The sequence below is a fragment of the Nocardia jinanensis genome (genome assembly GCF_014645735.1).
GTDB lineage: Bacteria > Actinomycetota > Actinomycetes > Mycobacteriales > Mycobacteriaceae > Nocardia > Nocardia jinanensis.
Genome location: NZ_BMMH01000031.1, coordinates 22,811 through 49,125, shown reverse-complemented (window position 1 = coordinate 49,125; position 26,315 = coordinate 22,811). Strand labels below are relative to the sequence as shown.

The window sequence follows — 26,315 nt, the reverse complement described above, 5'->3', positions numbered from 1 at the left end:
GGGGCGGGCCCCGCCCAAGGCCGGGCGGGATGTCGAACGGGCCGAGAGGCAGTGACCCGGTCCAACCGGTCTATGTCCCCAGGGCGATCTTGACGTAGTGGATGGCCGCGTCGGCTTCGAGGCCCAGCCGGCGGATGGTCGCGACGTATTCCGACGCCGCCCGGCCCGCCGCGTCGGCGGTGGGGTCGCCGGAGGATGCGATGAAGGAGCCGAGCCGACCGCGGGTTTCCAGAACTCCGTCCTGTTCCAGTTCCCGGTAGGCGCGGGCCACCGTGTTGGGGGCCAGACCCAGTTGCACGGCCAGGGCCCGCACCGTAGGGATCTTGGTGCCCGCGGCCAGTTCACCCGCTCGAACCTGGGCGATGACGGCGAGCCGCAGTTGTTCGTACGGCGGGACGCCCGAATCGTGGGATACCGTGATCTCGAGCATGGCTCGTTCTTACCGTATCCGGCCGGTTTTCATACCGGATCCCGCGCAAGCGGGCAGGACAGGCAACGTGGCCCGCCGCGGCCCGAGCCCAGTTCCGAACCGGGGATGCGCAGTACTTCGATACCGGAGTCCTCCAGCCGGGCGTTGGTCATCTCGTTGCGTTCGTAGGCGACGACGACACCGGGTCGTAGGGCGAGGGTGTTGTTCCCGTCGTCCCACTGTTCGCGTTCGGCCGTCACCCCGTCGAGTCCGGTGTCGATCACGCGGAGTTTGCCGATGCCCATGGCCGCCGCCGCGGCCGGCAGGAACGGCTCGGGACCGGTGACCACACAGCCGTCGGAGTTCTCGTCCGGGCGGATCGTGTAGGCGGTGAGGCTTTCGCGCACACCCGGGTACATCACGACCGCATCGGTGTCGACCATCGTGCACACCGTATCCAGGTGCATCGTGGCGCGGTTCTGCGCGATCGGCACCACCAGCACCGTATGCGCCAACCGGTCGTCGAACAGGCTGCGCGCCAATGCTTCCGCGCCCGCGGGGGAGGTGCGCTCACCCACACCGACCGCTACCACCCCGGGTGCCAGCAGCAGAACGTCGCCGCCTTCGATCGGCGCGGTATGCGATTCGTAAGCCCGCCGGACCCCGAGAAAACGCGGATGGAAGGCGTAGATGAGATCGGTGAGGGAGGTTTCCCGGGCGCGGGCCGGTAGTGCCAGTGCGGTGATCGCGACCTTGGGCCCGACCCAGAACGAGGAGTCGCGGGTGAACAGCAGGTTCGGCAGCGGATCGATGACGAAATCGCCGCCCTGGTGCATCCGCCGGACCAGCGAGGTGCTGTCGGCGGCGAAGGGCAGTTCGTCGAAGGTCATCCCCGCCATGAGGATTCGCGCCAGTTCCGGCGCCGGTACTCCTCGAAGGTGGCCGGCCAGATCGTCGGCGAGGGTGTGCCCGAGACGGCGGGCGTGGACAGCGGCGGAGATGCCCTGGATACGGGCGGCGCCGCTCACCTCGAGAGTTTCGGTGAGCATATCGGCCACCAGCGCGACCTCGACTCCGCGGTCGCGTAGTACCTGCGCGAATATGTCGTGCTCCTGCTGGGCGCGTTCCACCCAGGGAATTCCGTCGAACAGCAGCTGATCGTTGTTGCGCGGGGTGAGCCGACGCAGTTCGTCGCCGGGGCGGTGCAGCAGTACCGCGCGCAGGTCGCCGACTTCACTGGTCACTCCGTAGGCGGCAGGCAAGGTCCGGTTCTCGTCCCGGGCCCGTCCGGCGGACGTCGGATCGGGTACGGCTTCTGGTCCCATGTCCCGACACTAGTGCGCGAACGGGTCGCGGGCACGGCGACGCCCACCGGTTCGCGGGGCAGTTGCCCCGATTCCACCCCGGCCTCCAGCAACCTGAAGTATGGTTCAGATAAAGGAGGAATATCGATGCCGACAGCGGACTGGAAGATCAAAGAGCTGACCCCGGGCCAGCTTTCCGAGCGTAGCGGAGTAGCTGTGTCCGCGTTGCATTTCTACGAACGTGAAGGCCTTATCTCCAGCCGCCGGACCAGCGGAAACCAGCGACGCTACACCCGTGAGACGCTGCGCCGGGTAGCCTTCATCCGGATCTCGCAACGCGTCGGCATCCCACTGAGTGATATCCGGGGCGCCCTGGACCGTTTGCCGGAAGGTCGCACACCCACCCGTCGCGATTGGGAGACGCTGTCCACCGCCTGGCGGGAAGACCTGGACGAGCGGATAACTCAGCTGGTTCGGCTGCGCGATAATCTCACCGGATGCATCGGCTGCGGTTGCCTGTCATTGGGTAGCTGCAAACTGGTGAACGAATACGACCGGCTCGGCGCCGAGGGGCCCGGCGCACGGGTGCTCGATGTTCATCTGAACTGCCCGGAGCCCGGCCGCAACGGCTGCGACGACTCGCTCAGCGCGCTGCCGGAGAGTCGGGATTCGCTGTGTTCTCAGCTGGCAGATCCCGATTCACCGACTGCTTCAGCGTGCTGAACTGCCCATTGGCCTGCCGCATCAGCAATTCGTAGGGGAAGGCGAATTTCCGCTTCCACCAGTACCCGAAGCGGATGTCGAAGGAGCTGTACACCAGGAATCGGTTGCGCTCGATCCCCTTCAGGATCACTGCGGCGACCTTTTCCGGCGCCACCGCGTGCCGGGTGAACAGCGAGGTGACCTTCTGCACCCGTGGATGTTCCTTGTCCACGCCGACCAGGTCGAACGACCGCACCAGCGGGGTGGCGACCGCACCCGGCGTCACCACATGCACCGAGATCCCGTGCTCGGCCAGCTCGAAGCGCAGCACCTCCGACAACCCGCGCAGCCCGTACTTGCTGGCGCTGTAGGCGGCGTGCCACGGGAGGGCCAGCAGACCGGCGGCCGAGGACACGTTCACCAGTGCCCCGCCCCGACCGGCCCGCACCATCGGCGGGACGAATCGCTCGATGACATTGATCGGGCCCAGCAGGTTGATATCGATCATCCGCCGCCAGTGCCGGATCTCCAGACTGTCCACGGTGCCCCAGACCGAGGTCCCCGCGATATTCATCACCACATCGAGGGCGCCGAACTGCTCGTGCACCCGGGCGGCGAATCCGGCGACGGAGTCGTAATCGGTGATATCGAACGCCTCGGCGATGAGCACCGTGCCACCGGCTCGTTCGATCTCGGCGACCGTATCGGCCAGCCCGGCGGCGTCGATATCGGTGAGTACCAGCCGCGCCCCGCGCGCCGCGGTCGCCAGCGCGGTCGCCCGGCCGATACCGCTGGCCGCGCCGGTGATCAGCGTTTTCGCATCCTGAACCGATTTCCTGCGGTCGACCCGCCCCATACTGAACTCCCGATCGTCCGGCTGCGCTGTCGGCAGCAGCCTACCGATCCGGTGGCGGCCCGGCACGACGGAATCGGCGGCCGGCCGTGCTATCGCTACAGCAGCGGACGAACGAGGGCGCGGACCAGCCCCGCGGCGGTATCGCGCGAATCGGCCGGCCCGTCGGCGGCGCCGCTGTAATAGTCCAGGAAAGCCTCGTGGAAGCACGCACCGACCAGCAGCGAAGCGATATCGTCCGGAGCCGTGTCCGCGGCTATCCGGCCGAGTTCCCGCTCCGCCGTCAGATACGCCGCGAAGGCGCCGACCGCCTTCTCCGGGCCGGCTCCGTGCTCGCCCATCACGGCGCGATGGGCCGCCATCCGCCGCGGATCGGCCAGTAGCGCGCCCAGCATCGGAATCGATTGCCGGTAGAAATCGAGCGCCGCGCGAGCGAGTTCGGTGAGGTTGGCCGCCACGTCGCCGTCCCCTGGGACGACCCCCACCCGGGCAGGCCCCGGTAGCCGTTCCCGGAGCACGGCCAGCAGCAGTCGCTCCTTGTCACCGAAGTACTTGTAGAGCGTCGGCTCCGAGACACCGGTGGCGTGTGCGATCTCCTTGGTGGTCGCATGGACGACCCCCCGGGTCCGCAGGATGTCCGCCGCCGCGTCCAAGATCCGCTCGCGCGTGCTCATCTCGGTCTCCTTGTTGCGCGCTTGACAGGTTAGTGAACACTAGATCATTCTGTGGTTAGTGTTTACTAACCCACGGGAGGAACTGATATGCGACCGTCGATCACCCGGAAACGAGTGCTGCTCGTTCTCGCCGTCACCCTCACCGCCGTGCTCGGCGCCGCGGGCACGGTCGGCTACCTCACCTTCCTCCGATCGCCGGTGGACGCCCCGGCACAGGCCTGCCGAGGCGAGTCCCCCGGCCGACCCGTTGTCGTCGCCGCCGGAGCCAGCATGACCCGGGGCACTCTCGGCGCGGACTGGGTCGGCGCGCTCCGGAAACGGGACGAGTTCGGCGATCACCGTTTCGTCAACGCCGGAGTCAACGGAGATACCAGCGCGGACCTGCTGGACCGGCTCGATACCGATGTCCTGCACTGCCGTCCGGACGCGGTCATCGTCCTGGTCGGCACCAACGATGTCCGCGACGACGTCCCGCTGGACAACTACCGCGACAACCTCACCGCGATCGTCGACCGCGTCCGCACCGCGGGCACGGCCCATGTGGCACTGATGTCGCTGCCGCTGCTCGGTGAGGACCCCGACGACGAGATCAATCGGCGACTGGCCGGATACAACCGGGTCATCACCGAAACGGCCGCCGACGCCGGTATCGACTACATCCCGCTACACGAACATATCGCCGACCTCGTGCGACGACAGGGCGATCCGAACGCGCGGTACGACTTCGGCTTCACCCTCGCGTTCACGGCGGCGGCGCAGCACTATCTGTTCGGCCGCAGCTGGGATCAGGTCGCGCGGAGCCGGGGCTCGAACATCTTCGTCGACAGCATCCACCTCAGCGACCGCAGCGGGGCCGTCGTCACCGACCTCACCGCGCGGTGGCTGGCGACCACACTCCGCTGACCCCCGGTGATTCCACCTGCCGAGCCCGGGGCGGCGCGAGACAGTGGTCACACATCCCAGGGGTCCAAGCCGGATTCGGGGACCGTGTGGTCGAGATTGGCGAGACGTTTGACCGAGGCCATGAGAGAGTCGCGATTCGCCGACGTGGGATTGTCGCTGAACGCGCGCGCGATCGTGTAGTGATCGGTGGCCAGCCGGTGGGCGATGGCGGTTCGGGTGGCACGTCCGACCGAATTCCATTCGTCGGGGCTGATATTGGCACGCAGAGCCCGGTCGGAATCCCAGTGCTGCTCGACTCGCGCGATGAAGCCGCTGTCGAGTTGCGCGCCGGGATCCGGTGCCAGGGTGTGGCGGGCCAGGCTGTCGGCGTCGGCCACCGCCTGCGCGGCGAAGGCCGCCTGTGCGTCGGTCCCGGCGTGGTTGATCACCCCGTTACCGGAGGCAACGGCCTTCTGCAGCGGAGCGAAACCGTACGGGTTGCGGGATCTGGTCTCATTACGGGCCGAACGCGCGCGCAGTGCCTGGTTGATACTGCTGTGGCTCGCCCCGGCGTCGAGCAGTACAGCGGACATGTGCTGATAGGGCACCCGGTTGTTGTCGAGGTACTTGAGCGCGCGGGCGAGCCCGAGTTCAGTGTCGATACCGCCCCATTCGTCGCCCTCCCGCCGCGCCAGCAATCGCCAGTTCTGCCGGGCCAGCGCCTTCCACTGATGTCCTTCCAACCGGCTGTCCGCCGTGGCCACATTGACCCGGTCGTTGCGCATCTTGCCGAACGCCAGCGGGCTGAGCGGATTGACGGTTCGCCCGGCCATCCAGGCCGTCAGTGGCGAGGCGTTGACGGTGTTCAGGGCGGCGAGGCTCGCGACCGCGCCCATTCCCGACCCACCACCGGAGCTCTTACCGCCACCGCCCATACCGAGCGCGGTGCCACCCGACCCGCCACGTGCGCCCTGGATGGTGAGCGAGAACCGGTTGGCCATCCAGTCCGAGCCGCGGGTCAGCCCTTTGGACAGCCGCCCGAACTGCAGGATCGCCACGGTTTCCACCACCGCCGCGATCACAATGACCGCGAGTACCTGCCCGCGGGCCTGCTGGAACAGATTGCCGAGGAACAGCAGGTACACCCCGACGAACACCGTGTACGCGCACAATCGGGCCGCGGCGATACCCGAGTTCACCAGGTTACGAATCAGGAAGGTCTGGGTGGGCCCGAAGACGAATCCGCCCGCGGCGAATCCGAAGATCGCCAGGAACCCCTGCATGACCGCGTCCAGCGCGGCCCGCATCAGCCGGTAGGACAGCACCACCGCGAACAGCAGCAGCAGGGCCGCCGAGACCAGTAGCAGCAGACCGGTACCGATCTGGCCCACACTCGGGTGGGCCGCGGCAGCGGCCGCCGCGGTGTCCCCGCAGGCATGCAGTGCGCGCTGGGTCCGGTCGGTATCACCTGAGGTCACGCCGGAAGACCACGCCGCGGCGCAGGTGGACTGGTTGTCCACGACGTGACCGAAATTCCATACCTGCACCGGACGGCGTGCGAAGTTGTCGGCCATATCGCCCTGCAGCGTGCTCACGGCCAGATCCGGGTTCCGGTTCGTCGAGCCGTTCAATCCGGTCGCGACCGCCAACCCGACGTCGCGACCGCGGGCGAGCAGACCGTCGGAACCCAGCGCGGTCGCCAGCGGGTCGGCCAGGAAGAGCGGGCCCAGGACCGCCACAGCCAACATCGTCACCGTCTGGATCACGGCGCGGGCGTGGAAACCGCGCACGATGAACCAGGCAACGAAGAAGGCGCCGATGGTCGCCGCGGTGATCAGGACGGAGGGAGTCGCGAGCTGGTCGGCGAACGCACCGGCGGTACCGCGCAACGCGTTTGCGAAGAAGTCCAGCCAGGCGAAGCTCAGAACGAAACCGATGAACCAGATCGCGCTGGTCACGATGACCATATAGCCGACGAATTCCAGGCCCACGATCGTCCACACCACCGTCGCGCCGGGATCGAACAGGCCCCCTTTGTCGCTGATGTAGGTGTAGTCGGCGAGCGCGACACCGAAAGAATCCCGGACGTTCATCCAGGCGACCCCGTCTATCCGGGACTGCCCGGTCGCTCCGTCCTGCGCGACGGCCACCGCCCCGAGCGCGCCCGGCAGGACGGTCAGTACGAAGAGTCCGGCGAGGCACCAGAGAAGGCGACGCCCCCACCTCGCTGCTGTTCGCGGTGTACTGCTCCCGCGCTGACCCCACACGCGCATAGCCGTCGATCCGGTCAGGCGGCCGCGCGTTTCGCGCGCTCGACGGGTGCGGGCACGGCCCGCCGATCTGGTCTGCCGATCATGCTGGCATTGGTATCGACGCCGAATGAAATTCAGCTGAACTGGTAGTGGCGGATCGGGCCCACCGCGATGAATTACGAAACAATAACCGGAAAAATTCCCATCATTGAGAATGGCGGTAGAATGCCGAATTCAGCTCGTAGCAACGGTAATTCGTCCCATGGGACGATTACTCCCGAATTGCCCGGCACTGGTGCGAACACGGAATTCCGGTTCATCATGGTGGGTTTCGGGTCGTGCCGCATCCCATCGGGCGACGGCCCGCCGCCATCGCCGCGGAGCAGGGCCTCGATGCCGGGCGCGGGCGAACGACCGGCACCGCCGCCGGTTGATAGCATGGCGGATCCAGCGGACCATTCGGTCGGCTTGCCGACCAGGACATATCTCGAAAGAGTCGTTCCATGCAGTTTGAATTCGTCGAGCGGGACGAGACGTGGGTGGCCGGACTACCGGTACGCAGCCCCAAGCGAGCGCTCGGTGAGTTGTACGATCGCGACCTCGAAGGCGCCTGGGCGTCGGTCCTGCATCACGAACTGGGGGGCCCGCTGGCCACGGCCTATACCGACTACTCGACGGAGCTGGGCACCTACAACACCCAGATCGTCGGTTACCGATGCACGACGTTCGACGAGGTGACCCGCGGGCATCTGGTCGCCCGCCTCCCGCGTGGCACGTATGCGAAATTCTCCTCGGTGGGTAATTTTCCGCAGATCATGACCAGCTTGTGGACGCAGATCGCCTACGCCGAGGAACACAACCAGATCAACCGGACATTCTCCGGCGATTTCGAGTTCTACCCGCACGCCTACAAGATCGACCTGTATCTGGCGGTAGAGCCGCGATGACCTACACGATCGTGGTACGCGGCGAAGCCGTGTACGCCGGCCTCGTCTTCCCGAAGGTCCGGCCCAGTTTCAAGGTCAGCAACAGCGAGCTCATCGAATTCCTCAAGGACCGGGTGCGGGAGCGGATGGACGCCGGCGCCGAGTCGGCCGATTCACAGCGACCCATGTACACCGTGTACGTCCGGACACCGACCGGGACCTACAACGCGCTCGTGTGTTTCCAGTACATCGAACCGGACGAAGCTCCGGTCGGCGATGTCCTGGTCCGGGTGCCCAGGGGCGTCTATGCCCGGTTCGTGCCCAACGGGGACTACCACGATCCGGTCGAGGACGTCTGGGCCCAGGTCGACGACGCCACCGCGTCCGCGGAGATCACTCGCGCCTACCGCGAGGAGATCGAGATCTGGCACGACTCGGAATCGGTGGAACTGTTCATCTCGATCACCCCCTGACCACATGAGGAACGGGTCGTTGCCCGTCGGTAACTAACTCAGTACCAACCGGTCTGGTGGTAACGGTCCGCTCCTTCTTCATCCGGTTTGACCTGCGATAATGACCGGACAGCTGCATAGTTTTCGGAAGATTAACCAGAGTTCTGGTCAATTGGGTTCCGATGACGGATACTGCACAGGGCACGCTGACGAGCCGGGGCGTCGGACGCGCTGCTGGACAACAAATCCCGCACGACCATTGGGTCGTGCGGCGAAAGAGTAGGAACTGCATGACTGTCGAATCGATCGCAGTCGGCCAGGAAGACCCGTGCCGTGGCCGCACTGCGAGATTTCGCGACAACGTCTCCGGCTACGACATCTGCGTAACCACCCCGAATCTCTCCCCCGGCCTCTGGCACCGATACCTGACAGGAGCGCGGGAAGCATACCGCCACTTCGACAACGAGTCCGCACTGGATTACGACAGCGTGGCCGACGGGACGTCCACCGCCCTGTTCTTCGCCGCCACCGACCCCGGCGGCGAGGTGGTGGCCGGACTACGCGTCCAAGGCCCCTACATCTGGGTATCCGAGGTCGGCTCGCTCGCCCCGTGGGCCGGCCGGGCGGGGGCGGCGGAACTGGGTCTGATGATGGCCCGGCGCATTCCACGCGGAGTGGTGGAATCCCGCGCGGTCTGGGTCGCCCGGGACGCGTCCCGGCGCAACGATCTGGCCGCGGCCATTTCACGTTGCATGGCCCACGCGCCGCGCCTCCTCGGCGCCCGGTACGGCTTCGCCACGGTGGCCTCCTTCACCGCCGAACGGCATCGCGCGAGCGGCGGTGTCCTCGCCCAGCTGATCCCGCCGGTGCCCTATCCCGACGAGCGCTATCACACCCTGCCGATCTGGTGGGATACCAGGACCTATCACGTATTTGCTGACAAGTTGCAGTATCTGCTCATGCGTGGTGAACTTCGCGCTATGGGATTAGCTGAACCGAGGTCACGGCGGTCGCATCGACTATCCGGCCACGGTGGGGAGGAATGCTACGCATATGGTCGGTGAGGCAGATCTCGGAGTCGAATACCGGCCGCTGACCCTGGACCCGAGTGATCCCGACGACGAACGGGCCCTCGCGGGACTGCGCGCCACCCCGCATATCGAATTCAACGATCTGCGGGGCCTGCTGGCCGCGGAGTTCGGCCGGCTCAACGATCCCCCGGACACCGGCGAGGGCGCATACGACGACCGCTGGGTGTACTACCCGTGGCGGCGCAGCGTCCTGGTCCTGCCGGGACCGCGGACCTTCCGCGCGATCCGCCTGGACCGTAATCGCAACAAGCTCACCCGCGCCGAACAAGACCGGTTGAGCACTGTCACGGTCGGTGTGGTCGGCCAGAGTGTGGGCCACGCCATCGCCTACACCCTGGCGCAGGAGGGGGTGTGCGGCGCGTTGCGGCTCGCCGATTTCGACGAGCTCGAGCTGTCCAACCTCAATCGGGTGCCCGCCACCCTGTTCGATATCGCGGTGAACAAGGCGATCGTCACCGCCCGGCGGATCGCCGAACTCGACCCTTATCTGCCCGTCGAGGTACGCGGCGGCGGCGTCGACGCCGAAACCGCGGACGATTTCGTCGACGGCCTGGGAATCGTGGTGGAGGAATGCGATTCCCTGGATATCAAACTGCTCATCCGGGAATCGGCGCGGCGCCGCCGGCTGCCGCTGATCATGGAGACCAGTGATCGCGGGCTGCTCGATGTGGAGCGTTTCGACCTGGAACCGGACCGGGCACCCTTCCACGGTCTACTCGGCGATACCGCGGCCGAACAACTGCGCGGCCTGTCCACCCGCGACAAAGCCCCCTACGTCGTCGGTCTGCTCGGCGCACGCGATCTGTCGGCCCGGATGGCCGGCAGCCTCGTCGAGGTCGGCGAAACCCTCAACAGCTGGCCACAGCTCAGCGGCGATGTGGTGCTGGGCGCGGCCAGTGTCGCGACGGCGATCCGCCGTATCGGACTGGGCCGCCCGCTGCGATCGGGCCGCACCCGGGTGGATGTGGAGCAGGCCCTCGACGCGCTGGCCGACCCCGAGATCGATACCGGAGAATGCCCGGCCGACCCTGAATCCGACGACCAGGCCGGCACCACGACCGACCGCATCCTGGTCTGCGCGCAGCGCGCGCCCTCGGGCGGCAACATCCAGCCGTGGTCGCTGCACTCCGCACCGCAGGAGACCCGGATCACCCTCGAACCCCGCTACACCACCGCCATGGATATCGGCTGCCGGGGCAGCGCCGTAGCGGTCGGCGCCGCCCTGTACAACGCCCGGGTCGCGGCCGCGGCCTACGACATCCTCGGCACCCACGAGTACCTCGCGGGCACGGAACCGGGCTCCCCGCTGACCGCGGTGCTCCGGCACGGGAACGGCACCGACCCCGTGCTGGCGGCGGACTATCCCTACGCGCTCGCCCGCGAGACCAATCGCCGGCTCGGCTACGGCGGCCAGATCCCAGCCACCGTGCTGACCGGGCTCGCCGCGGCCGCGACGGCCGAAGGCGCCCGGATGCGGGCGGTTGCCGATTCACCGGGGATCCGGGCCATGGCCGCGGTCCTGGCCGAATCGGACCGGATCCGCTACCTCACGCCGCTGCTGCACCGTGAGATGTTCGCGGAGATGCGCTGGCCCGGCGACGACCTGACCGACGGTATCGACACCCGTTCGCTCGAACTGGCCCCCGACGAGCGGGTCGCCCTGCAGATCGGGCGACGCGCCGATGTGATGGCCCAATTGCACAGCTGGTCCGCCGGTGCGGCGCTGGGCGACTACGCCCGGGACAGGGTGCGTTCGAGTTCGGCCATCGTGGCCCTGACCTTCACCGACGATCCCGACGCCGAGCCCGGGGCCTTGACCGGATACGCCCGCGCCGGGGCCGCTGTCGCACGGCTGTGGATCCAGGCGCAGCGGTCCGGCTTGGCCGTCCAGCCGATGTCCCCGGTCTTCTTGTTTTCTCGATCCCGTACCGAACTGGCTGCACTTTCCCCGGCATACGCGGATAGACTGTCCACACTTCAGGGTCGTTTCCTGGAAATACTGGAAGTGCCGGAACAGGACAGCGTGGCGCTGGTACTACGCCTGAGTTACGCGGCAGCTGCCAGCGTGCGGAGCCGACGGCGCCCGGTACCGGGCGCGGACAGCCGCAGATAGTGTGATCGGAGATCAGGTGCCTCGGCGGACACTCGACTCGCTGGTGACCGAAGTCGCCGCGGAGCTGATGGGCGTCGATTCGGCGACCATGGTGTCGGCGACCGAACAGGTGCTGGCCATGCTGATCGACTACTTCGACGTCGACTTCAGCTATCTGCGGCACAACGATCCCAAGAACCGGTCCACGGTGCTGGTGGCCGAATGGCCGCCCCGCCAGGACGTGCCCGAACCGGATCCGCTCAAGATCGTGTATTTCGATCAGGCGGATTCGGTTTTCAAATCGCTCGAACACGCCACCGAGCCGTTCCTCATTCCCGCCAGCGCCGCCGACTACCAGCAGACCATCCATTCCGCGTCCGGACTGGGTGATATCAGCTCCGCGGCGGTTCCACTGGTGTCCCGGGGCAGATCCACCGGCCTGCTCGGCTTCGTCAAGGTCGGCGATCGCGACTGGAGTACCCGCGAGTTGAATGTCCTCAAGGCGATCGCCACCCTTTTCGCGCAACTACAGGCCCGGGTGGAGGCCGAGGAAAAGCTGCGGTTCATCGCCCTGCACGACGATCTGACCGGCCTGGCCAACCGCCGGGCGCTGCTGGAACATATGGAGCAGCGACTGCAGGCGGGCAGCCCCGGGCCGGTCGCGGCCTTCTTCCTCGATCTGGACCGGCTCAAAGCCCTCAACGACTTCCTCGGCCACACCGCCGGGGACAAGTTCATCCGGACCCTGTCCGAGCGACTACGCGACAACTTGGACCCCAACGATATGATCGCCCGCCTCGGCGGCGACGAATTCGTGATCGTGCCCGCCAAACCGATGGACACCGTCGCCGCCGAACACGAGGCGACCCGGATCCAGGAACTCATCAGCCGCCGGGTCACCGTGGGCGGGGAGTCGGTGAGCCGGGGCGCAAGCGTCGGGGTCGCCGTCGGCATCCCGGGCGAAACCACTGTCGCCGATGTCCTGCGGCGCGCCGACCATGCCCTGCTGTCGGCCAAATCCGGCGGCGGTAACGGGGTGGCCCTGTTCACCGACGCCATGCGGGCGCAGTTCGAACTCCAGGACGATGTGGAACTGAACCTGCGCAGTGCGGTGTCCGATGGATCACTGATCCTGCACTATCAGCCCGAGGTCGATCTGCGCACCGGCCGGATCGTGGCCATGGAAGCGCTGGTCCGGTGGATGCATCCGACCCGCGGCCTGCTCCCGCCCGGCGCGTTCGTGACGGTCGCCGAGGCCACCAACCTCGCCGGTGAGCTGGGCCGCTGGGTGCTGCGCACGGCCTGCGCGCAGTTCGCGCAGTGGCGGCGGCAAGGGCTGGCGGCGAATATGGTCATGCGGATCAATGTGTCGCCGGTGCAACTGGTGAGCCTGGATTTCGTGGAGCGTATCGAGGATATCCTGCGGCATTTCGGGATCGACGGGAGTTCGATCTGCCTGGAGATCACCGAACACGTGGTGGTGCAGGACCTGGCCCGCACCCAGGTCACGCTGCGCGGTCTCAAACGTATGGGCGTGCAGATCGCCATCGACGATTTCGGGACCGGTTATTCCTCGCTCTCGCACCTCAAGGCGCTGCCGGTGGACGCGGTGAAGATCGACCGCGGCTTCGTCCAGCGCCTCGGCGCCAGCACCGATGATCTGGCCATCGTGAAGTCGATCATCGGCCTGGCCGGGTCCTTCGGTCTCGGTGTGGTCGGTGAGGGGGTCGAGACCCCGGTCGCGGCCCGCACCCTGGTCGGACTGGGCTGCTACCGGGCCCAGGGGTTCCTCATCGCGCGCCCGCTGCCCGCCGACGAGGTCGGTGAACATCTGGCCCTCGGCCGGATCCCGCTGAACCTGGACCTACCGCGAACAGGCCGGGGCCCGGCCGCCCCGTAGCCCGCCGGTGACCAAATAACACCGGCCCTTCACCACGAATTCAACGGCTCGGCTCCGGTGGTAACCCGGCCCGCGCCACGATCGGCGACGTGCGCATAGTGCAACTGGCGAATTTCTACGGCCCGCGCTCGGGCGGGTTGCGTACCGCGCTGCACCATCTCGGTGCGGGGTATGTGACGGCCGGACACGAAGTCGTACTGATCGTGCCCGGGCCACGGCGTCACGAAGAGGTCCTGCCCAGCGGAGTCCTCCGGATCACCCTGCCCGCTGTCGGGATCCCGTGGACGGGTGGTTACCGGGCCGCCGACCCGCGCCGGGTCGCCGATGTCCTCGACGGCCTGCGGCCCGATGTCCTGGAAGTCTCCGACCGGCTGACCCTGCGCGGTTTCGGACGCTGGGCCCGCCGCCGGGACGTGGCCGGGGTGATGATCTCCCACGAGCGTCTCGACAGGTTGCTGGGGCAGATCATGCCCGACCGGATCGCCCGGCGCTGCGCCGATATCGCCAACCGCCGCACGGCCGCCGAATACGACATGGTGGTATGTACCACCGAATTCGCGCAGGCCGAGTTCCGGCGCATCGGCGCCCCGAATGTCGAGATGGTCCCGCTGGGTGTCGATCTGGACCTGTTCAGCCCGCACCGCCACGATCACGGCCTACGCGCCGATCTCGGCGTGCCGGGGCAACCCCTGCTGGTGCACTGTGGCCGGCTGTCGGTGGAGAAGCGCGCCGACCGCAGTATCGAAGCGCTCGCCGAACTACGCCGGGGCGGTCTCGGCGCGCGACTGGTGGTCGCCGGTGACGGTCCGCGCCGCGAGGCGCTCGAACGCCGGGCGAAGCTGCTGCCGGCATTGCCCGGCGGTCTGCCCGCGGTCCATTTCACCGGGTTCATCAGCGACCGGTCGGATGTGGCGCGATTGCTGGCGACCGCGGATATCTCGCTGGCGCCGGGCCCGCACGAGACCTTCGGGCTGGCCGCGCTGGAAGCGCTGGCCGCGGGTACGCCGGTGGTCGCGAGCAGATCCTCGGCTCTGGCCGATATCCTCACCGCCGACTGCGGTGCGGTCGCCGCCGACGATCCGGCGGCATTCGCGGACGCGATCACCGACGTTCTGGCCCGCCCACCCGCACAGCGACGTGGCGCGGCCCGCCGCCGGGCCGAACAGTTCACCTGGCCCGCAGCCGTTTCGGGAATGCTGGCCGTCCTCGACCGCTGATCACCAGGTGCGACGGTTATCAAGAGCCTGCCCGACGACGATCCTTCGCTCACGGTGCCCGGTGGGCACCGTGAGCCCGATCTCACACCCGGCCGGGGAGCCGCCGCCCACCCTGGAGGAGATCGCCGATCAGTTCCGTGTAGCCGTCGATCAACTCGGCTAGTCGATGCCAGCGCTTTCGCGCCTGGTGATCGCGTGCCCCGTCGATCTCGACCGACTGGTTGGCATCGACCCACCCCCAGGCCATCCGATCGATCACCGCTCCCAGCGTCTCGGCGTGGATCAGCGCGTCACCGCCGCGATGCGGAGACCGTGAGTGGGCCCAGTCGTCGATATCCTCGACCAGTTCCCGGCGGCGTTCGTCGACCTCGGCGACCAGGAGCGCGTCTCGCATGGTCACCCGCCGGCCGTGCAGTAGAGCCAACGCCCGGGCTGAGCGGAGCACCTCGTGATCCTCGAACCGGGTTCCCTGGAAGCTGCACAATAGTTGGGTCGCCGTGGGCAAGCCCGGGGAGGCCGCGATCACCGCCGCCCCTGTGCGAACGTCACCCGGCACCATCACACTCTGTTCAAACATGATCGGCTCTCGATTCGGTCGTACCGCATATCGGACAGGCTTTGTTCAGTCACTGACAATAGTTGATACACATAACTCGAGACAGAAGAAACGCATTATTGCGTTCTCCGGTTCGAGACCGGGAGTCGATCGCTCTCTCATCGAATCGATTGCGCAGGAGATCAACCGATATCGCGCACACCGAGTATCGCCGACCGACGACAACCCGGCCGATCTCCGGCGATCGATCCCACGGGCAAGAGGTCCGGACCGCAACCGCGGGTCCGAGCTGCCGCGCGCCGCGAGTAGCTCCGGCGGCCGCAGCTGCCCGTTACGATCCGCTCCATGAGCGGTGGGGGGAATTCGGCTTCGAGCCCGAACGTCGTTGTCGCACCGGAAAAGGCGAGGGAGGCCGGCAGGCACCCCTACACGTGCGCAGGGACGTCGCGCACGGCCGGTTGTTCGGCCGCAAAGGATATCGGCTCACCTGGCACTTCGAGTTCGGCGCTGCCGCGAGCTCGGAATTATCGGTGGATCTGGACCACCTCGATCAGATCGTCACCAAGCTGGCCGACCTCGCCGGGTTCATCGGGGAGCGCCTCGACGAGATCGACGACCGGGTCGCCACATTAGCTGGCACCGGTTGGGAGAGTGTCGCCGCGCTGGCCTATACGGACGCACATCGTGAATGGGCGGTCGGTGCGCGCGAGTTCGTCGAAGGCCTCATGGACATCAGCGATGCCGCCAAGAAGGCACACGAGAACATCGCGCATGCTGTCGATCTCCACAGCAAGATGCTCAACGGGGGATAATCATGGCGCTGGTCGTCGACTGGCAGGTGTACTACGAAGCTGCCAAGAAATGTCACGACCTGGCCGGGGCGCTGCGCACCGCCGACAAACCGCTGCACGATATGAAGAACGAGTGCGCGGGTATGGCCGGTGATGCCAACGGCTGCAAACAATGTGGCGAAAAGTACGACCAGGTCGCCCACGACACCATGCAGGCCTGTACCAACCTCGCCGACGCCTTGACGAATTTCGGATACGTCCTCTACGCCGCCGGATACAACTACGGCACCCGAGCCGGGACCGATCCGGCGCCCGAACGGCCCACCGTCGAGGCGATATCGATGTACAAGGTGACGATCCCGTCCTCGGTCGGCAGCAACGGAAACGGCGCCGAACAATCCCGCGCCGGGCATGACCCAGGGGTCAGAGGATTACATACTCGGTAAGCACATCAAGGACGCGGCGAATTACGACGCATCGAAGGGCACCTGGCCGGACGGCACCACCGGCGAAGACCTCGACGACCTGGCCGAGGCCGCCGAGAACTCACCCGCGCGAGGACCGAACAAGGACGGCAATTTCGAACGGGAAATCGATGCGGGAAAGACAATCGGTAGCGTACCGGAGCAACTGGGTGGTCACGTCACCACGCGATACAAAGTGGTCACCGACAGATTCGGCGGCGTCATCACCATGTATCCGATCCCATGATATGACGAGGTGAAGAAGTGGGAATATCGATCACTGTCCAGAATCAAGTTCACGAGAAGATCGAGATAATTACCGGGAGACCCTCGGAAACTCTCGAGAAGATGATCTGGGATGCGCCGAACGGTTCGATGATGTGGGCGATTCACGGCCACGCCGACACGATGTTCAATACGACGCAGCTCAATGCCTTTCTGGACGAGATCGCGGCACTGTCGCCGAAGGACGACAGCGAGCAGGAGCTGTTCGCCGTGTTGCGCGACGCTGCGGAGACCGCTATCCGCCAACGCGGATATCTGTGGTTCAGCGGGAACTGAGCAGATCCGCACCACGAAGACCGATCCGGGCCCGAGCACGGGGCGCCACCGCGATGACCGGAGCGTCCGTGCCGGCTCCGGTGCCCATCGGGTACGCGACTCGTACCGAGCCGCCAGCGCACCGGCCACAAAAATCCCGAGAGCCTGTCGTACAGGCCCCCGGGATCCGGAGTAGCAGAGAGATACTGCCTCGGTGGAGCTAAGGGGAATCGAACCCCTGACCTTCTCGATGCGAACGAGACGCGCTACCAACTGCGCTATAGCCCCGTGCGGTCGGTGAACCGCGCTGTGTCACTCTAGCAAACAGGGTTACCAGAAACCGAATCGGTCCCCTGACCTGCAAATATAGACTCACAACGGACTGCCGGGACAGCCGCCGGCCGCCGATGTTCACGCGCCGGCGGCCCGGCGGACATCACCACCGGTGGCCCGGTTGCGCACCGTCCGCGCGACGCTCGCGTCGTAGGCATCCAGATGTTCGAATGCCGGATCCTCGTCGTCGGGCTCGAGCAGTTGAGCGCGCCGGCGCAGGGCGCGGGCGGTGTCACGATCCATCCCGGGACGGGCCGTCCGCACCGAACCCGACTCGGTGTCGGCAGGGCCGTACTCGGCGGATTCGTGGCCTCGTCCGGTGAGGCGGGCGCTGCGCCGCCTGCGGATCTCCTGTTCGATCCGGACCTGTTTGCGCAGATATCCCAGATAGGTGCCGAGCGACAGCACCGCACCACCGCAGCCCCACCAGAAGATGGGCGCGACAGCCACCGCAAGACCGCCGCACAGGATGGCGCCGAGCACGAGAGCCACCACGGCTCGCTGCCGGAAGGTATAGCGCGCGGCCCGCGCGACGGCATCGGCCTCGGGGTCGTAACCGCCGCGCCCGCGCCGGGTCGGCACGAAGTCCTCTTCGTCGTATTCGTATTCGGGTTCCGGTACCGGCGCGCGCACCGTGGCCCGGACCGGTGGTATGCGCGCGGGAACATTGCTCTCGATCGCGGGCGCGGCACTCCCGCCGTCCTCGGTGGAAGACAGGATCGGCTCGTCGCTTTCCGCGGCGCGTTCGAGACCCTCGCCGTCTCCGCCCGCGCCGGACTCCATATCACCGGCTGCGCTCTCGTCGCCGGGTTCGGACCCGGCCACGGCCCGGTCGTCGTCGGCGTAGTGGTCCGGTTGCTCCTCGTCAGCCGCGGTGCCGTTCTCGTCGGCCGATGTGATCATCGGATCCTCCGCATCATTGGCGTGGTGACGCTTTCGGTAGGGCCGGGCGGTCCGCTTCTTACGACCATGCCCACTTCCCTTACGCCGTTTGGAATCTCCACGATGCAGTACCCGCGTGGCCAGGGCCGTATCGGTTGTCCGGCGGATTCTGGGATGCCGGTCGGCAAGGATGGGAAACAGGACGAAGACCCACAACACGACCAGCCCGATCCACAGGATCGAATTCGGCATCGTCGTCAGCACCTCCGTCCCGCCTGGTCGTCGTCCGAGTCCACACCATGAACCGTGTGCGCCCCGACGCCGGAGTCCTTCCCCGCGGGTACGTCTCGCAGATCGTGGTACGAGCTCTCCACCGGTGGCGCAGGACGCACCACCGACGTCCGTAGGTTAATTCCGAGTAGGGGTACAACACGGCAGGCGCGCCGTGCACATCCGCCACATGAGTCACATTTCCACCAAAGCCGGTTCCGGGCAGGCCGGTTTCCGGCGCCGCTTCACCGCAGCGTCAACCGCCCTTCCCGAGCCAGGCGATCGACCACCCTGCCGGACAACTCCTCCGCCGTCATCCCGACCAGCAGATGATCACGCCACGCGCCGTCGACATCGAGATACCTACGTAGCAGACCTTCTTCGCGAAACCCCACATTGCGCAGCACAGCCTGGCTCGCCAGATTCTCCGGCCGCACCGTGGCCTCCACCCGATGCAGCCCGACCGGACCGAAACAGTGATCGAGCCCCAGCGCCAGCGCGGCGGTCGCGACACCCTGCCCGCCGAGATCCTTGGCCACCCAATACCCGATCCACGCCGAACGCAGCGCGCCGCGCACGATATTGCCGACCGTCAACTGCCCGCTGAACGCACCGTCGACCTCGATCACCAGCGGGATCATCGCGCCCCGGCGCGCTTCCGCCTTCAGGCTCGACCACAGCGGCGGCCAGTTCGAGGCGTGATTGCGCGCGTCCCAGGCCCCACGCCCGGTGGGCTCCCACGGTTCCAGATGGTTCTGGTCCCGCAACCTGATCCGGCTCCACGCGGCCGCGTCCCGCAATCGCACGGGTCGCAACGTCACCTCTCCGGCCACCACCCGCACCGGGCCGAGGTGCGCGGGCCACCCGGGATGCTGGGTGGCCCGGAAAACATTCATGGACTCCACTTCTAGCCGCGCTGCGCCAGGAACGCGACCCGAACCTTGTCACCGGTGCGAATTTCGGTGTCGTCGGGTTCGACGACGATGAGACTGTTGGCCTCCGACATCGCGGCCAGCAGATGCGACGACGCGCCCGCGCTGTTGCCGAGCGGCTGCACCAGGTATTCACCGGTGGCTTCGTCCCGCATCAACTGGGCGCGCAGATAACCCTTACGACCCGCCATCGACTGGATCGGAGTTATGGTCCGCGCCCGGACGATCCGGCGCATCGGCTGCCGCCTTCCCAGCGCGATCCGTATCAGGGGCCGCACCATCACCTCGAAAACCACCAGAGCACCGACCGGATTGGAGGGCAGCAGGAACGTGGGCACCTCGTCGCGGCCGAGCCGGCCGAACCCTTGCACCGAGCCCGGGTGCATCGCGACCCGGGTGATCTCCAGCTCGCCGAGTCCCTCCAGTGCCTCACACACCTGGTCGGAGGCCCACCCACCGACCGCACCGGCGATCACCACGACTTCCGCCCGCACCAGCTGGCCCTCGACCACATCCCGAAGTCGGCGGGGGTCGGCATCGACGATGCCGACCCGGTTCACATCCGCACCGGCATCGCGGGCGGCGGCCGCCAGGGCGTAGGAGTTCACGTCGTAGACCTGACCGGGCCCGGGAGCCCGATCGATATCGACCAATTCCTCGCCGATCGAGATCACCGACAGTCGCGGGCGCGGATGGATCAGCACTTTGTCCTGACCGACCGCGGCCAGCAGGCCCACCTGGGCAGGACCGATGATCGTGCCGGCGTGCACGGCGACGTCCCCGGGTTGTACATCGTCACCGGCCCGGCGCACATAGTCACCCGAACGCACCGGTTCGTACACCTTGAGCCGGCCCCGGCCGCCGTCGGTGAAATCCAGTGGTAGCACCGCGTCCGCGAGGGTGGGCAGGGGCGCGCCGGTCGCCACCCGCACCGTCTGGCGGGGTTGCAGCCGGATCGGTTGCCGGGAACCGGCGAGCACCTCACCGACCACCGGCAGCGTCAGGTCGACCAGTTCGCCGTCCTCGTCGCGGATATCGGCACCGGCGGACGCGACATCCACACTGCGCACGGCGTATCCGTCGATGGCGGCCTGATCGAACCCGGGCAGCGGCCGCTCGGTCACCACGTCCTCGGCGCAGAGCAGGCCCTGGGCCTCGGAGATCGCGACCCGTACCGGCCGCGGCGCGACGGCCGCGGCCGTCACCTTGATCTGCTGATCCTCAACAGAGCGCATCCAGCCCTTCCCGATGTCCTCGCCCCGCAGGCGATCTCATTCGTCCGCGGTGAGTTGCGGATTCCACGCCGGATCGAGCCGGTGCTGGAGCCACTCGCGCAGCGCAGGACCGTATTCCTCGCGCTCCAACGCGAAATCCACCGCAGCACGAAGATAGCCGCCCGGGTTACCCAGATCGTGGCGCGACCCACGGTGGACGACAACATGGACCGGATGTCCCTCGTCGATGAGCAGCGAAATCGCATCGGTGAGTTGCAGTTCTCCGCCCGCACCGGGGCCGATGCGGCGCAGCGCGTCGAAGATCGCGCGATCGAGCAGGTAGCGTCCGGCGGCGGCGAAGGTGGAGGGCGCGTCGTCCAGGTCCGGCTTCTCCACCATGCCTTTGACGCGCAGTACGTTCGGATTGACGGCATCGGGTACCGGCGCCACATCGAACACCCCGTAGGCGCTGACCTGATCCTTGGGCACGTCGATGGCGCACAGCACCGACCCACCGCGTTTACGGCGGACCCGGTTCATCACATCCAGGACTCCGCGCGGCAGTACCAGGTCGTCGGGCAGCAGCACGGCGATCACGTCCTCGTCGGGATCGAGTACCGCTTCGGCCTGCGCCACCGCGTGCCCGAGGCCGAGCGGTTCCTCCTGTACCACCGAGGTCACATCGAGCAGACCCTGGGCCTTGCGCACCTTTTCCAGCAGCTGGAACTTCCCGCGCTCGGCGAGAGTGCTCTCCAGCACCAGATCCTCCACGAAATGCGCGACCACCCCGTCCTTACCGGGGGAGGTCACGATCACCAGTCGACTGGCTCCGGATTCGGCCGCTTCGCTGGCCACCAACTCGATACCGGGGGTGTCGACCACCGGCAGCAGTTCCTTGGGGACCGTTTTGGTCGCGGGCAGGAACCTGGTTCCCAGCCCGGCCGCGGGCACGACGGCCGTGCGGAAGTCCGCTTCCGACGCGGAAGCGCCCTCGTTGCCCTGTTCTGCGGCCTTTTCTGTCATATACACACCCTATCCATCCACAGCGCCGCCCAAACGGCTGTACACCGGCTCGTACCGGACTCACGCCGACGTAACCGGCACCGGTGAGAGCCTATGGTTGTCGCCGTGCCCATGCCCGACGAGCGTGACAAGCAGGCCTGGCGCGCGGAGATCCGCGGCCGCCGGGCGCGACTACCCGAACTCGTATACGCCGCGGAGGCGGCGGCGCTGGCCGCGGCGGCCGCAGACCTCGGTCCCGCTGAGTGGGTGTGCGCCTACGTGCCCATGCGCGGGGAACCGGGATCGGTGGCCATCCCGGAGACACTGCGCGATTCCGGTAGCCGGGTGCTGCTGCCGGTGACCGGTGAACCCGGCCCGCTGAGCTGGGGCGAGTTCACCGGCGCGGGGTCGCTGCGTCCGGCGCGCTACGGCCTGCTCGAACCGGCAGGCCCCGTGCTGCCGCCGGAAACCGTGGCCCGGGCCGAGGTGCTGCTGATCCCGGCGCTGGCGGTGGACAGGCGCGGAGTCCGGCTCGGTCAGGGCGCCGGCTACTACGACCGGACATTGGGGATGGCCGATCCCGCCGCCCGACGCACGGTCGTCGTCCGCGACGACGAACTGGTCGAGCGACTGCCCGAGGAACCGCACGATATCCGGATGACCTGGGTGCTGACTCCGGGCAGCGGCTTGCGGCGGCTCGACGCGGACCCGCGCTGATCACCCTCCCACGTGGTGTTCGGCACAATGAGGGGTGTCCGGGAATCAATCGGCGATTGGCACTGTTGGCACTGTCGGCTGTAGAGTGCTAAGTCTCGAATACTGCGGAGGACCCAGTGCCAACCTATTCATACGCGTGCACCCAGTGCGACAACCGCTTCGATATCGTTCAGTCCTTTACCGATGAGGCACTCACTGTCTGCTCGGAGTGCTCCGGCACCCTGCGTAAGCTCTTCAACTCGGTGGGCATCGTCTTCAAAGGTAGCGGCTTCTACCGGACCGACAGCCGCAGCGGCGCCTCGACCGCCAGCGAGCCGGCCAAGTCCGACAGCTCCTCGTCGAACTCGTCGAGTTCCGGTTCGAAATCGAGCTCGGACAAGGGTTCGACCGGCACCTCCTCGGCACCCGCCGCCGCGGCCAGCTGAGAGCTGGATCGCACGCCGATCCGGCTCTGATCGTCCGGCGATAGCGACCGAGCATCGAAGTGATCTGTGCACACCCCGGGAGTTGTCCACAATCGTGCACAACTCCGGGTCCGGACCGGAAAGCATTCATACGCTCGGCTTATGAGCCGTATCCGAACTATCGCCCGCACGGGCACGACCGGACGGGCCCGTCTCGGCGCCGGTGAGACCTGGCGCGACGCGTTCGACAACCGCCCATCCTGGGCCGACGGGGTCCTGCTGCGGCGCATTCTGGCCGTACTCTGCGCACTCGCCGCCGTCACGCTGCTCCTCCGCGGCGATCCGGCCCACGCGCGCATCTCGGTCGTAGTCGCGGCACGCGACCTGCCACCCGGCCATATCCTCGGCGCCGCGGACCTACGTCTCGCGTCCCGTCCCCCGGATACCGCACCCGACGGCGCGGCCACAGACCCCGCACCACTGTTGGGCGCCGTATCGACCGCCGCCCTGCGCGCGGGTGAGGTACTCACCGACGTGCGCGTGGTAGGTCCACGGCTCGCCGAGGTCGCGACCGGGCGAACGGATGCCCGGATCGTGCCCGTTCGACTGGCCGATACCGCGATCACCGAGATTCTTCGGGCCGGCGATCGGGTCGATGTGGTGGCAGCCGGCTCCGAGGATCCGGCACTTGCGCGAACTCTGGCCGTCGACGCCGCCGTGGTACTGGTATCGGGACCGCCCACGGACTCGGGAACGAACCGGCACGCGGAACGGGTCGTCCTGGTGGCGATGGATGCCCGCCGGGCGGCCGTCGTGGCCGCTGCCTCCCTGAACAGCGCACTCACCGTGATCTTCCACTGATCACCCGGTCCGGGCCGCACAGACGGAAGGGACCTGCCGCGAATACGCGGCAGGTCCCTCCACCGAGATGTGGGTCCGGCCGGGCCGGAACCCGGCCGGATGAGCCGTACGGCCGGATCAGCCGAGGCTGAACGGCTGACCCCACAGGGTCACCACGGACATCACCTGATCGGTCTCGACCTTGACCCTCACGAAAGAGCGCGCCTGCGCGTAGCCGCCGCAGCCGTTGACGCCGATGGTCTGGTCGGACCAGGTCACCGAACCGCTGTTGCCCTTGAACTTGTTGTTGGTGGCGTGGTCCTCGTCGCCGTAGTCGTCGGGCTTCTCGATATCGAGGACGTAGAAGGACTTCGCCTGGCCGGGGCCGAGGGTCAGGTCGCCGCCGACCTCACCGCTGGGGCTGACCTCACCGGACGAACCGTCGATATCGGCGCTGGCTCCACCTTCGGCGCCGCCACCATCGATGTTGACCTGGCAGCCCACGACATAGCCGGGGTAGATCTTGCCGCCGACCTTCTCGCCGCCGGCGATCTCGACCTGCGCGCTGGCGGAGGCCCACGCATTGCGATGGATGGGGGTGGCGCCCATGGACGGGCTGATGGTGGCGGATTCGCCGACCAGGCGCACGGTCACCACGGTGCCGTCGGACAGGGTTTTGGTGATTTCGCCGCCGGGCAGCGGGATGAAGGTATCGGCGTTGGCAGCGCCGGTGGAGAACAGGCCCAGCGCCATCGAGGCAGCAGCGCCGACGCCGGCAAGGCGCGCCAGATTCTTACGGTTGAACATGTGTTTGTGCCCCTCTGGGGTTGAATTCGCGACAGCGAGAGATGTGGTGGGTGAATTCGACCGGTACCGGAATCAGCCGATGCTGAACGGCTGCCCGTAGAGGGTGGTCTTCGAGTAGTGATCGCCGATGATCTCGACGACGGTGTAGGCCCGGGCCTGCGCGTAACCGGCACAACCCTGGATCGCCATTTCCACATCCTGGTATTCGACGGAGTAGACACCGGCCTTCTCGATGTCCTTGTATTCGACCTGCACGAACTTGACCTCACCGGGGCCGAGTTCGATGCCGATCGAGCCGCCGATGCTGCCGCCGCCGACCTCGAGGCCGCCGGACACGCCCAGGCCGATCGCGTCATCGGCGATGCTCACCTGGCAGCCGACGATATAGCCGGTGTTGAGCTGCGAGGCACCGTGCGTGGAGGAGTTGTTGGTCCCGTCCGCGCCGGTCGGGCCGTTGTTCGGGCCGGCTTCGCCCTCGGGGGTCACCGAAACGTCGGCGGTGGCGTTGCCCGAGACCCAGACGGTCCGGCCCGCGCCGTTGGCGGCCAGGGACGGCGAAACGATCGCGCTCTCATGGGTGCGGGTGATCTTCACGCCGGGCCCGGCTTTTTCACCGTCGGGCAGCGGCACGAACGTATCCGCGTTCGCGGCACCGGTCGAGAACAGGCCCATGGCCACGGCCGCAACAGCGCCGGCGCCCAGTGCGCGGGCGCCGCAGCGCAGACCGGTGGTGCGGTTCTTGCTCATATTTCCCCTCATCAAGGTTTTCAGCGACACCCGGCATCGCAGCGATTCGATGTCGGGGCGGCCCGAGAACAGGCTTCATAGAGCTTGAGGGATGGCTGTAGCCGCGAGATGAACCCGAAACCACACAACCGGTGAACACTCGAATACCGTGCCGCCGACGTGGTGTGTCACTCGGATGATTGTCAGGTGGCCGGGAAGTGACGGGTGCTGGGAGCACGTGCCCGGGACACCGGCTGTCCCCGTCTGCGCGAACAGAATACGGGCTCACCGCAGCTGCGGTGAGCCCGTATTCGTGCCGATATGTCGGTTCGTGCCTCTATCAGCCGAGGCTGAACGGCTGACCCCACAGCGTGACGAAGGTGATCACGTTCTCGGTTTCCACCTCGACCTTGACGAACGACCGCGCCTGCGCGTATCCGCCGCAGCCGCTCAGGCCGATGGTCTGATCGGACCAGGTCACCGAACCACTGTTGCCATCGAACTTGTTGTTGGTGGCGTGATCCTCACTACCGAAATCGTCCGGCCCCTCGATATCGAGGACGTAGAACGATTTCGCCTGGCCGGGTCCGACGGTGAGATTGCCGCCGGTTTCGGCGCTCGGGCTCACCGCACCTTCGGTATCGACATCGGCGCTGGCGCCACCCTCGGCACCGCCGCCGTCGATATTCACCTGGCAGCCTACGACATAACCCGGGTAGATCTTGCCGCCCACGTCCTCGCCGCCGGCGATCTCGACCTGCGCGCTACCGGAGGCCCACGCATTGCGGTGCACCGGGGTGGAGCCCAGAGACGGGTTGATGGTGGCCGATTCGCCGACCATGCGCACGGTCACCACCGTGCCGTCGGACAGCGTCTTGACAAGTTCGCCGCCGGGCAGCGGCACAAAGGTGTCGGCACTGGCCGCTCCGGTCGAGAACAGGCCCAGCGCGATGGTGGTGGCGGCGCCGATACCGGCCAGGCGCGCCAAATTCTTACGGTTGATCATGGGATTACACCCTTCGAAGGGAGAGCTCGCGGATCACGCGAGGAAGTTCGGTTCGATGCGACGTGGGGACGGACGCG

28 protein-coding genes and 1 tRNA gene are annotated in these 26,315 nt (G+C 67.1%); 15 read left to right on the top strand and 14 right to left on the bottom strand.

What is annotated here, in order from left to right:
- Positions 1-70 precede the first annotated feature (70 nt).
- Positions 71-430: a GntR family transcriptional regulator gene (locus tag IEY68_RS32950; protein ID WP_058854556.1), complete on the bottom strand. Its 360-nt coding sequence runs from the start codon at positions 428-430 to the stop codon at positions 71-73.
- Between the two features lie 29 nt (positions 431-459).
- A complete protein-coding gene (locus tag IEY68_RS32945) occupies positions 460-1,734 on the bottom strand; it encodes an arginine deiminase (protein ID WP_082681297.1) in 1,275 nt (424 codons plus the stop codon).
- Positions 1,735-1,860: 126 nt separating this feature from the next.
- Between IEY68_RS32945 and soxR the strand changes: the two genes are divergently transcribed.
- On the top strand, positions 1,861-2,436 hold the full coding sequence (gene soxR / locus IEY68_RS32940; protein ID WP_229719185.1) for a redox-sensitive transcriptional activator SoxR: 576 nt from the start codon (positions 1,861-1,863) through the stop codon (positions 2,434-2,436).
- Here the strand turns inward: soxR and IEY68_RS32935 are convergent.
- Positions 2,357-3,271 carry an SDR family oxidoreductase gene (locus tag IEY68_RS32935; protein ID WP_058854603.1) on the bottom strand — a complete coding sequence of 305 codons (915 nt, stop codon included), beginning with the start codon at positions 3,269-3,271 and terminating at the stop codon, positions 2,357-2,359. The genes soxR and IEY68_RS32935 overlap by 80 nt on opposite strands.
- Before the next feature lie 95 nt (positions 3,272-3,366).
- Positions 3,367-3,942 carry a TetR/AcrR family transcriptional regulator gene (locus IEY68_RS32930; protein WP_058854558.1) on the bottom strand — a complete coding sequence of 192 codons (576 nt, stop codon included), beginning with the start codon at positions 3,940-3,942 and terminating at the stop codon, positions 3,367-3,369.
- Between the two features lie 87 nt (positions 3,943-4,029).
- Here IEY68_RS32930 and IEY68_RS32925 point away from each other — a divergent pair, with 87 nt between their 5' ends.
- Positions 4,030-4,845: an SGNH/GDSL hydrolase family protein gene (locus tag IEY68_RS32925; protein WP_082681298.1), complete on the top strand. Its 816-nt coding sequence runs from the start codon at positions 4,030-4,032 to the stop codon at positions 4,843-4,845.
- Positions 4,846-4,892: 47 nt separating this feature from the next.
- On the opposite strand, the gene IEY68_RS32920 is transcribed toward IEY68_RS32925, so the two are convergent.
- Entirely contained in the window at positions 4,893-7,097 is a 2,205-nt protein-coding gene (locus IEY68_RS32920; protein WP_156426143.1) for a hypothetical protein, read from the bottom strand.
- A 482-nt stretch (positions 7,098-7,579) separates the two neighbouring features.
- Here IEY68_RS32920 and IEY68_RS32915 point away from each other — a divergent pair, with 482 nt between their 5' ends.
- The 6 genes from IEY68_RS32915 (at position 7,580) to IEY68_RS32890 (ending at position 14,754) form a co-directional block, all read left to right on the top strand.
- Positions 7,580-8,023 carry a GyrI-like domain-containing protein gene (locus IEY68_RS32915; protein ID WP_058854561.1) on the top strand — a complete coding sequence of 148 codons (444 nt, stop codon included), beginning with the start codon at positions 7,580-7,582 and terminating at the stop codon, positions 8,021-8,023.
- Positions 8,020-8,475, top strand: coding sequence for an effector binding domain-containing protein (locus tag IEY68_RS32910; protein ID WP_058854562.1), 456 nt, complete (start codon positions 8,020-8,022; stop codon positions 8,473-8,475). Before IEY68_RS32915 ends, IEY68_RS32910 begins: the two co-directional genes overlap by 4 nt.
- 269 nt (positions 8,476-8,744) lie before the next feature.
- A complete protein-coding gene (locus tag IEY68_RS32905) occupies positions 8,745-9,518 on the top strand; it encodes a hypothetical protein (protein WP_063916421.1) in 774 nt (257 codons plus the stop codon).
- Positions 9,508-11,658 carry an Rv1355c family protein gene (locus IEY68_RS32900; RefSeq protein WP_058854563.1) on the top strand — a complete coding sequence of 717 codons (2,151 nt, stop codon included), beginning with the start codon at positions 9,508-9,510 and terminating at the stop codon, positions 11,656-11,658. The genes IEY68_RS32905 and IEY68_RS32900 overlap by 11 nt, the downstream gene beginning before the upstream one ends.
- A gap of 16 nt (positions 11,659-11,674) precedes the next feature.
- Positions 11,675-13,537: a bifunctional diguanylate cyclase/phosphodiesterase gene (locus IEY68_RS32895; RefSeq protein ID WP_267886570.1), complete on the top strand. Its 1,863-nt coding sequence runs from the start codon at positions 11,675-11,677 to the stop codon at positions 13,535-13,537.
- 89 nt (positions 13,538-13,626) lie between these two features.
- Positions 13,627-14,754, top strand: coding sequence for a glycosyltransferase (locus tag IEY68_RS32890; RefSeq protein ID WP_058854564.1), 1,128 nt, complete (start codon positions 13,627-13,629; stop codon positions 14,752-14,754).
- Positions 14,755-14,836: 82 nt separating this feature from the next.
- On the opposite strand, the gene IEY68_RS32885 is transcribed toward IEY68_RS32890, so the two are convergent.
- Positions 14,837-15,199 carry a DUF4254 domain-containing protein gene (locus tag IEY68_RS32885; protein WP_058854605.1) on the bottom strand — a complete coding sequence of 121 codons (363 nt, stop codon included), beginning with the start codon at positions 15,197-15,199 and terminating at the stop codon, positions 14,837-14,839.
- A 542-nt stretch (positions 15,200-15,741) separates the two neighbouring features.
- On the opposite strand from IEY68_RS32885, the gene IEY68_RS32880 reads away from it, so the two are divergent.
- The 4 genes from IEY68_RS32880 to IEY68_RS32865 are packed head-to-tail and all read left to right on the top strand — an operon-like array spanning position 15,742 to position 17,126.
- Positions 15,742-16,122, top strand: a complete 381-nt coding sequence (locus tag IEY68_RS32880; RefSeq protein ID WP_229719184.1) for a WXG100 family type VII secretion target — start codon at positions 15,742-15,744, stop codon at positions 16,120-16,122.
- Positions 16,123-16,124: 2 nt separating this feature from the next.
- Positions 16,125-16,547, top strand: coding sequence for a hypothetical protein (locus IEY68_RS32875; protein WP_058854565.1), 423 nt, complete (start codon positions 16,125-16,127; stop codon positions 16,545-16,547).
- Positions 16,513-16,812: a hypothetical protein gene (locus tag IEY68_RS32870; protein WP_058854566.1), complete on the top strand. Its 300-nt coding sequence runs from the start codon at positions 16,513-16,515 to the stop codon at positions 16,810-16,812. The genes IEY68_RS32875 and IEY68_RS32870 overlap by 35 nt, the downstream gene beginning before the upstream one ends.
- A gap of 17 nt (positions 16,813-16,829) precedes the next feature.
- Complete coding sequence (locus IEY68_RS32865; protein WP_058854567.1) at positions 16,830-17,126, top strand: hypothetical protein; 297 nt, start codon at positions 16,830-16,832, stop codon at positions 17,124-17,126.
- 194 nt (positions 17,127-17,320) lie between these two features.
- On the opposite strand, the gene IEY68_RS32860 is transcribed toward IEY68_RS32865, so the two are convergent.
- The 5 genes from IEY68_RS32860 to IEY68_RS32840 form a co-directional block, all read right to left on the bottom strand.
- A tRNA-Ala gene (locus IEY68_RS32860) sits at positions 17,321-17,393 on the bottom strand.
- A 123-nt stretch (positions 17,394-17,516) separates the two neighbouring features.
- Positions 17,517-18,572, bottom strand: a complete 1,056-nt coding sequence (gene sepX, locus IEY68_RS32855; protein WP_058854568.1) for a divisome protein SepX/GlpR — start codon at positions 18,570-18,572, stop codon at positions 17,517-17,519.
- A gap of 263 nt (positions 18,573-18,835) precedes the next feature.
- Positions 18,836-19,486, bottom strand: coding sequence for a GNAT family N-acetyltransferase (locus IEY68_RS32850; protein ID WP_058854607.1), 651 nt, complete (start codon positions 19,484-19,486; stop codon positions 18,836-18,838).
- 11 nt (positions 19,487-19,497) lie between these two features.
- The gene (gene glp / locus IEY68_RS32845) at positions 19,498-20,757 is read right to left on the bottom strand and encodes a molybdotransferase-like divisome protein Glp (RefSeq protein WP_058854569.1); all 1,260 of its coding nucleotides are present in this window, start codon (positions 20,755-20,757) and stop codon (positions 19,498-19,500) included.
- Between the two features lie 36 nt (positions 20,758-20,793).
- A complete protein-coding gene (locus tag IEY68_RS32840) occupies positions 20,794-21,759 on the bottom strand; it encodes a UTP--glucose-1-phosphate uridylyltransferase (protein ID WP_058854570.1) in 966 nt (321 codons plus the stop codon).
- Between the two features lie 111 nt (positions 21,760-21,870).
- On the opposite strand from IEY68_RS32840, the gene IEY68_RS32835 reads away from it, so the two are divergent.
- The 3 genes from IEY68_RS32835 to IEY68_RS32825 all read left to right on the top strand — a co-directional run bounded on the left by IEY68_RS32835 (position 21,871) and on the right by IEY68_RS32825 (position 23,720).
- Positions 21,871-22,455, top strand: coding sequence for a 5-formyltetrahydrofolate cyclo-ligase (locus tag IEY68_RS32835; RefSeq protein ID WP_229719188.1), 585 nt, complete (start codon positions 21,871-21,873; stop codon positions 22,453-22,455).
- 116 nt (positions 22,456-22,571) lie between these two features.
- Positions 22,572-22,880: an FmdB family zinc ribbon protein gene (locus IEY68_RS32830; RefSeq protein ID WP_082681299.1), complete on the top strand. Its 309-nt coding sequence runs from the start codon at positions 22,572-22,574 to the stop codon at positions 22,878-22,880.
- A 141-nt stretch (positions 22,881-23,021) separates the two neighbouring features.
- Entirely contained in the window at positions 23,022-23,720 is a 699-nt protein-coding gene (locus IEY68_RS32825) for an SAF domain-containing protein (protein WP_058854573.1), read from the top strand.
- Between the two features lie 117 nt (positions 23,721-23,837).
- Here IEY68_RS32825 and IEY68_RS32820 read toward each other — a convergent pair whose 3' ends face one another.
- From IEY68_RS32820 to IEY68_RS32810, 3 genes are all read right to left on the bottom strand, one after another.
- Positions 23,838-24,506: an MspA family porin gene (locus IEY68_RS32820; protein ID WP_058854574.1), complete on the bottom strand. Its 669-nt coding sequence runs from the start codon at positions 24,504-24,506 to the stop codon at positions 23,838-23,840.
- Between the two features lie 72 nt (positions 24,507-24,578).
- A complete protein-coding gene (locus IEY68_RS32815) occupies positions 24,579-25,253 on the bottom strand; it encodes an MspA family porin (RefSeq protein WP_058854608.1) in 675 nt (224 codons plus the stop codon).
- Between the two features lie 319 nt (positions 25,254-25,572).
- Positions 25,573-26,238, bottom strand: coding sequence for an MspA family porin (locus IEY68_RS32810; RefSeq protein ID WP_058854575.1), 666 nt, complete (start codon positions 26,236-26,238; stop codon positions 25,573-25,575).
- Positions 26,239-26,315 lie beyond the last annotated feature (77 nt).

What these genes read in the sequence shown, in the direction of transcription:
- IEY68_RS32950 (WP_058854556.1), bottom strand. Translation starts at nt 430, where the DNA reads ATGCTCGAGATCACGGTATCCCACGATTCGGGCGTCCCGCCGTACGAA.
- IEY68_RS32945 (WP_082681297.1), bottom strand. Translation starts at nt 1,734, where the DNA reads ATGGGACCAGAAGCCGTACCCGATCCGACGTCCGCCGGACGGGCCCGG.
- soxR (WP_229719185.1), top strand. Translation starts at nt 1,861, where the DNA reads ATGCCGACAGCGGACTGGAAGATCAAAGAGCTGACCCCGGGCCAGCTT.
- IEY68_RS32935 (WP_058854603.1), bottom strand. Translation starts at nt 3,271, where the DNA reads ATGGGGCGGGTCGACCGCAGGAAATCGGTTCAGGATGCGAAAACGCTG.
- IEY68_RS32930 (WP_058854558.1), bottom strand. Translation starts at nt 3,942, where the DNA reads ATGAGCACGCGCGAGCGGATCTTGGACGCGGCGGCGGACATCCTGCGG.
- IEY68_RS32925 (WP_082681298.1), top strand. Translation starts at nt 4,030, where the DNA reads ATGCGACCGTCGATCACCCGGAAACGAGTGCTGCTCGTTCTCGCCGTC.
- IEY68_RS32920 (WP_156426143.1), bottom strand. Translation starts at nt 7,097, where the DNA reads ATGCGCGTGTGGGGTCAGCGCGGGAGCAGTACACCGCGAACAGCAGCG.
- IEY68_RS32915 (WP_058854561.1), top strand. Translation starts at nt 7,580, where the DNA reads ATGCAGTTTGAATTCGTCGAGCGGGACGAGACGTGGGTGGCCGGACTA.
- IEY68_RS32910 (WP_058854562.1), top strand. Translation starts at nt 8,020, where the DNA reads ATGACCTACACGATCGTGGTACGCGGCGAAGCCGTGTACGCCGGCCTC.
- IEY68_RS32905 (WP_063916421.1), top strand. Translation starts at nt 8,745, where the DNA reads ATGACTGTCGAATCGATCGCAGTCGGCCAGGAAGACCCGTGCCGTGGC.
- IEY68_RS32900 (WP_058854563.1), top strand. Translation starts at nt 9,508, where the DNA reads ATGGTCGGTGAGGCAGATCTCGGAGTCGAATACCGGCCGCTGACCCTG.
- IEY68_RS32875 (WP_058854565.1), top strand. Translation starts at nt 16,125, where the DNA reads ATGGCGCTGGTCGTCGACTGGCAGGTGTACTACGAAGCTGCCAAGAAA.
- IEY68_RS32870 (WP_058854566.1), top strand. Translation starts at nt 16,513, where the DNA reads ATGACCCAGGGGTCAGAGGATTACATACTCGGTAAGCACATCAAGGAC.
- sepX (WP_058854568.1), bottom strand. Translation starts at nt 18,572, where the DNA reads ATGCCGAATTCGATCCTGTGGATCGGGCTGGTCGTGTTGTGGGTCTTC.
- IEY68_RS32850 (WP_058854607.1), bottom strand. Translation starts at nt 19,486, where the DNA reads ATGAATGTTTTCCGGGCCACCCAGCATCCCGGGTGGCCCGCGCACCTC.
- glp (WP_058854569.1), bottom strand. Translation starts at nt 20,757, where the DNA reads ATGCGCTCTGTTGAGGATCAGCAGATCAAGGTGACGGCCGCGGCCGTC.
- IEY68_RS32840 (WP_058854570.1), bottom strand. Translation starts at nt 21,759, where the DNA reads ATGACAGAAAAGGCCGCAGAACAGGGCAACGAGGGCGCTTCCGCGTCG.
- IEY68_RS32835 (WP_229719188.1), top strand. Translation starts at nt 21,871, where the DNA reads ATGCCCGACGAGCGTGACAAGCAGGCCTGGCGCGCGGAGATCCGCGGC.
- IEY68_RS32825 (WP_058854573.1), top strand. Translation starts at nt 23,022, where the DNA reads ATGAGCCGTATCCGAACTATCGCCCGCACGGGCACGACCGGACGGGCC.
- IEY68_RS32820 (WP_058854574.1), bottom strand. Translation starts at nt 24,506, where the DNA reads ATGTTCAACCGTAAGAATCTGGCGCGCCTTGCCGGCGTCGGCGCTGCT.
- IEY68_RS32815 (WP_058854608.1), bottom strand. Translation starts at nt 25,253, where the DNA reads ATGAGCAAGAACCGCACCACCGGTCTGCGCTGCGGCGCCCGCGCACTG.
- IEY68_RS32810 (WP_058854575.1), bottom strand. Translation starts at nt 26,238, where the DNA reads ATGATCAACCGTAAGAATTTGGCGCGCCTGGCCGGTATCGGCGCCGCC.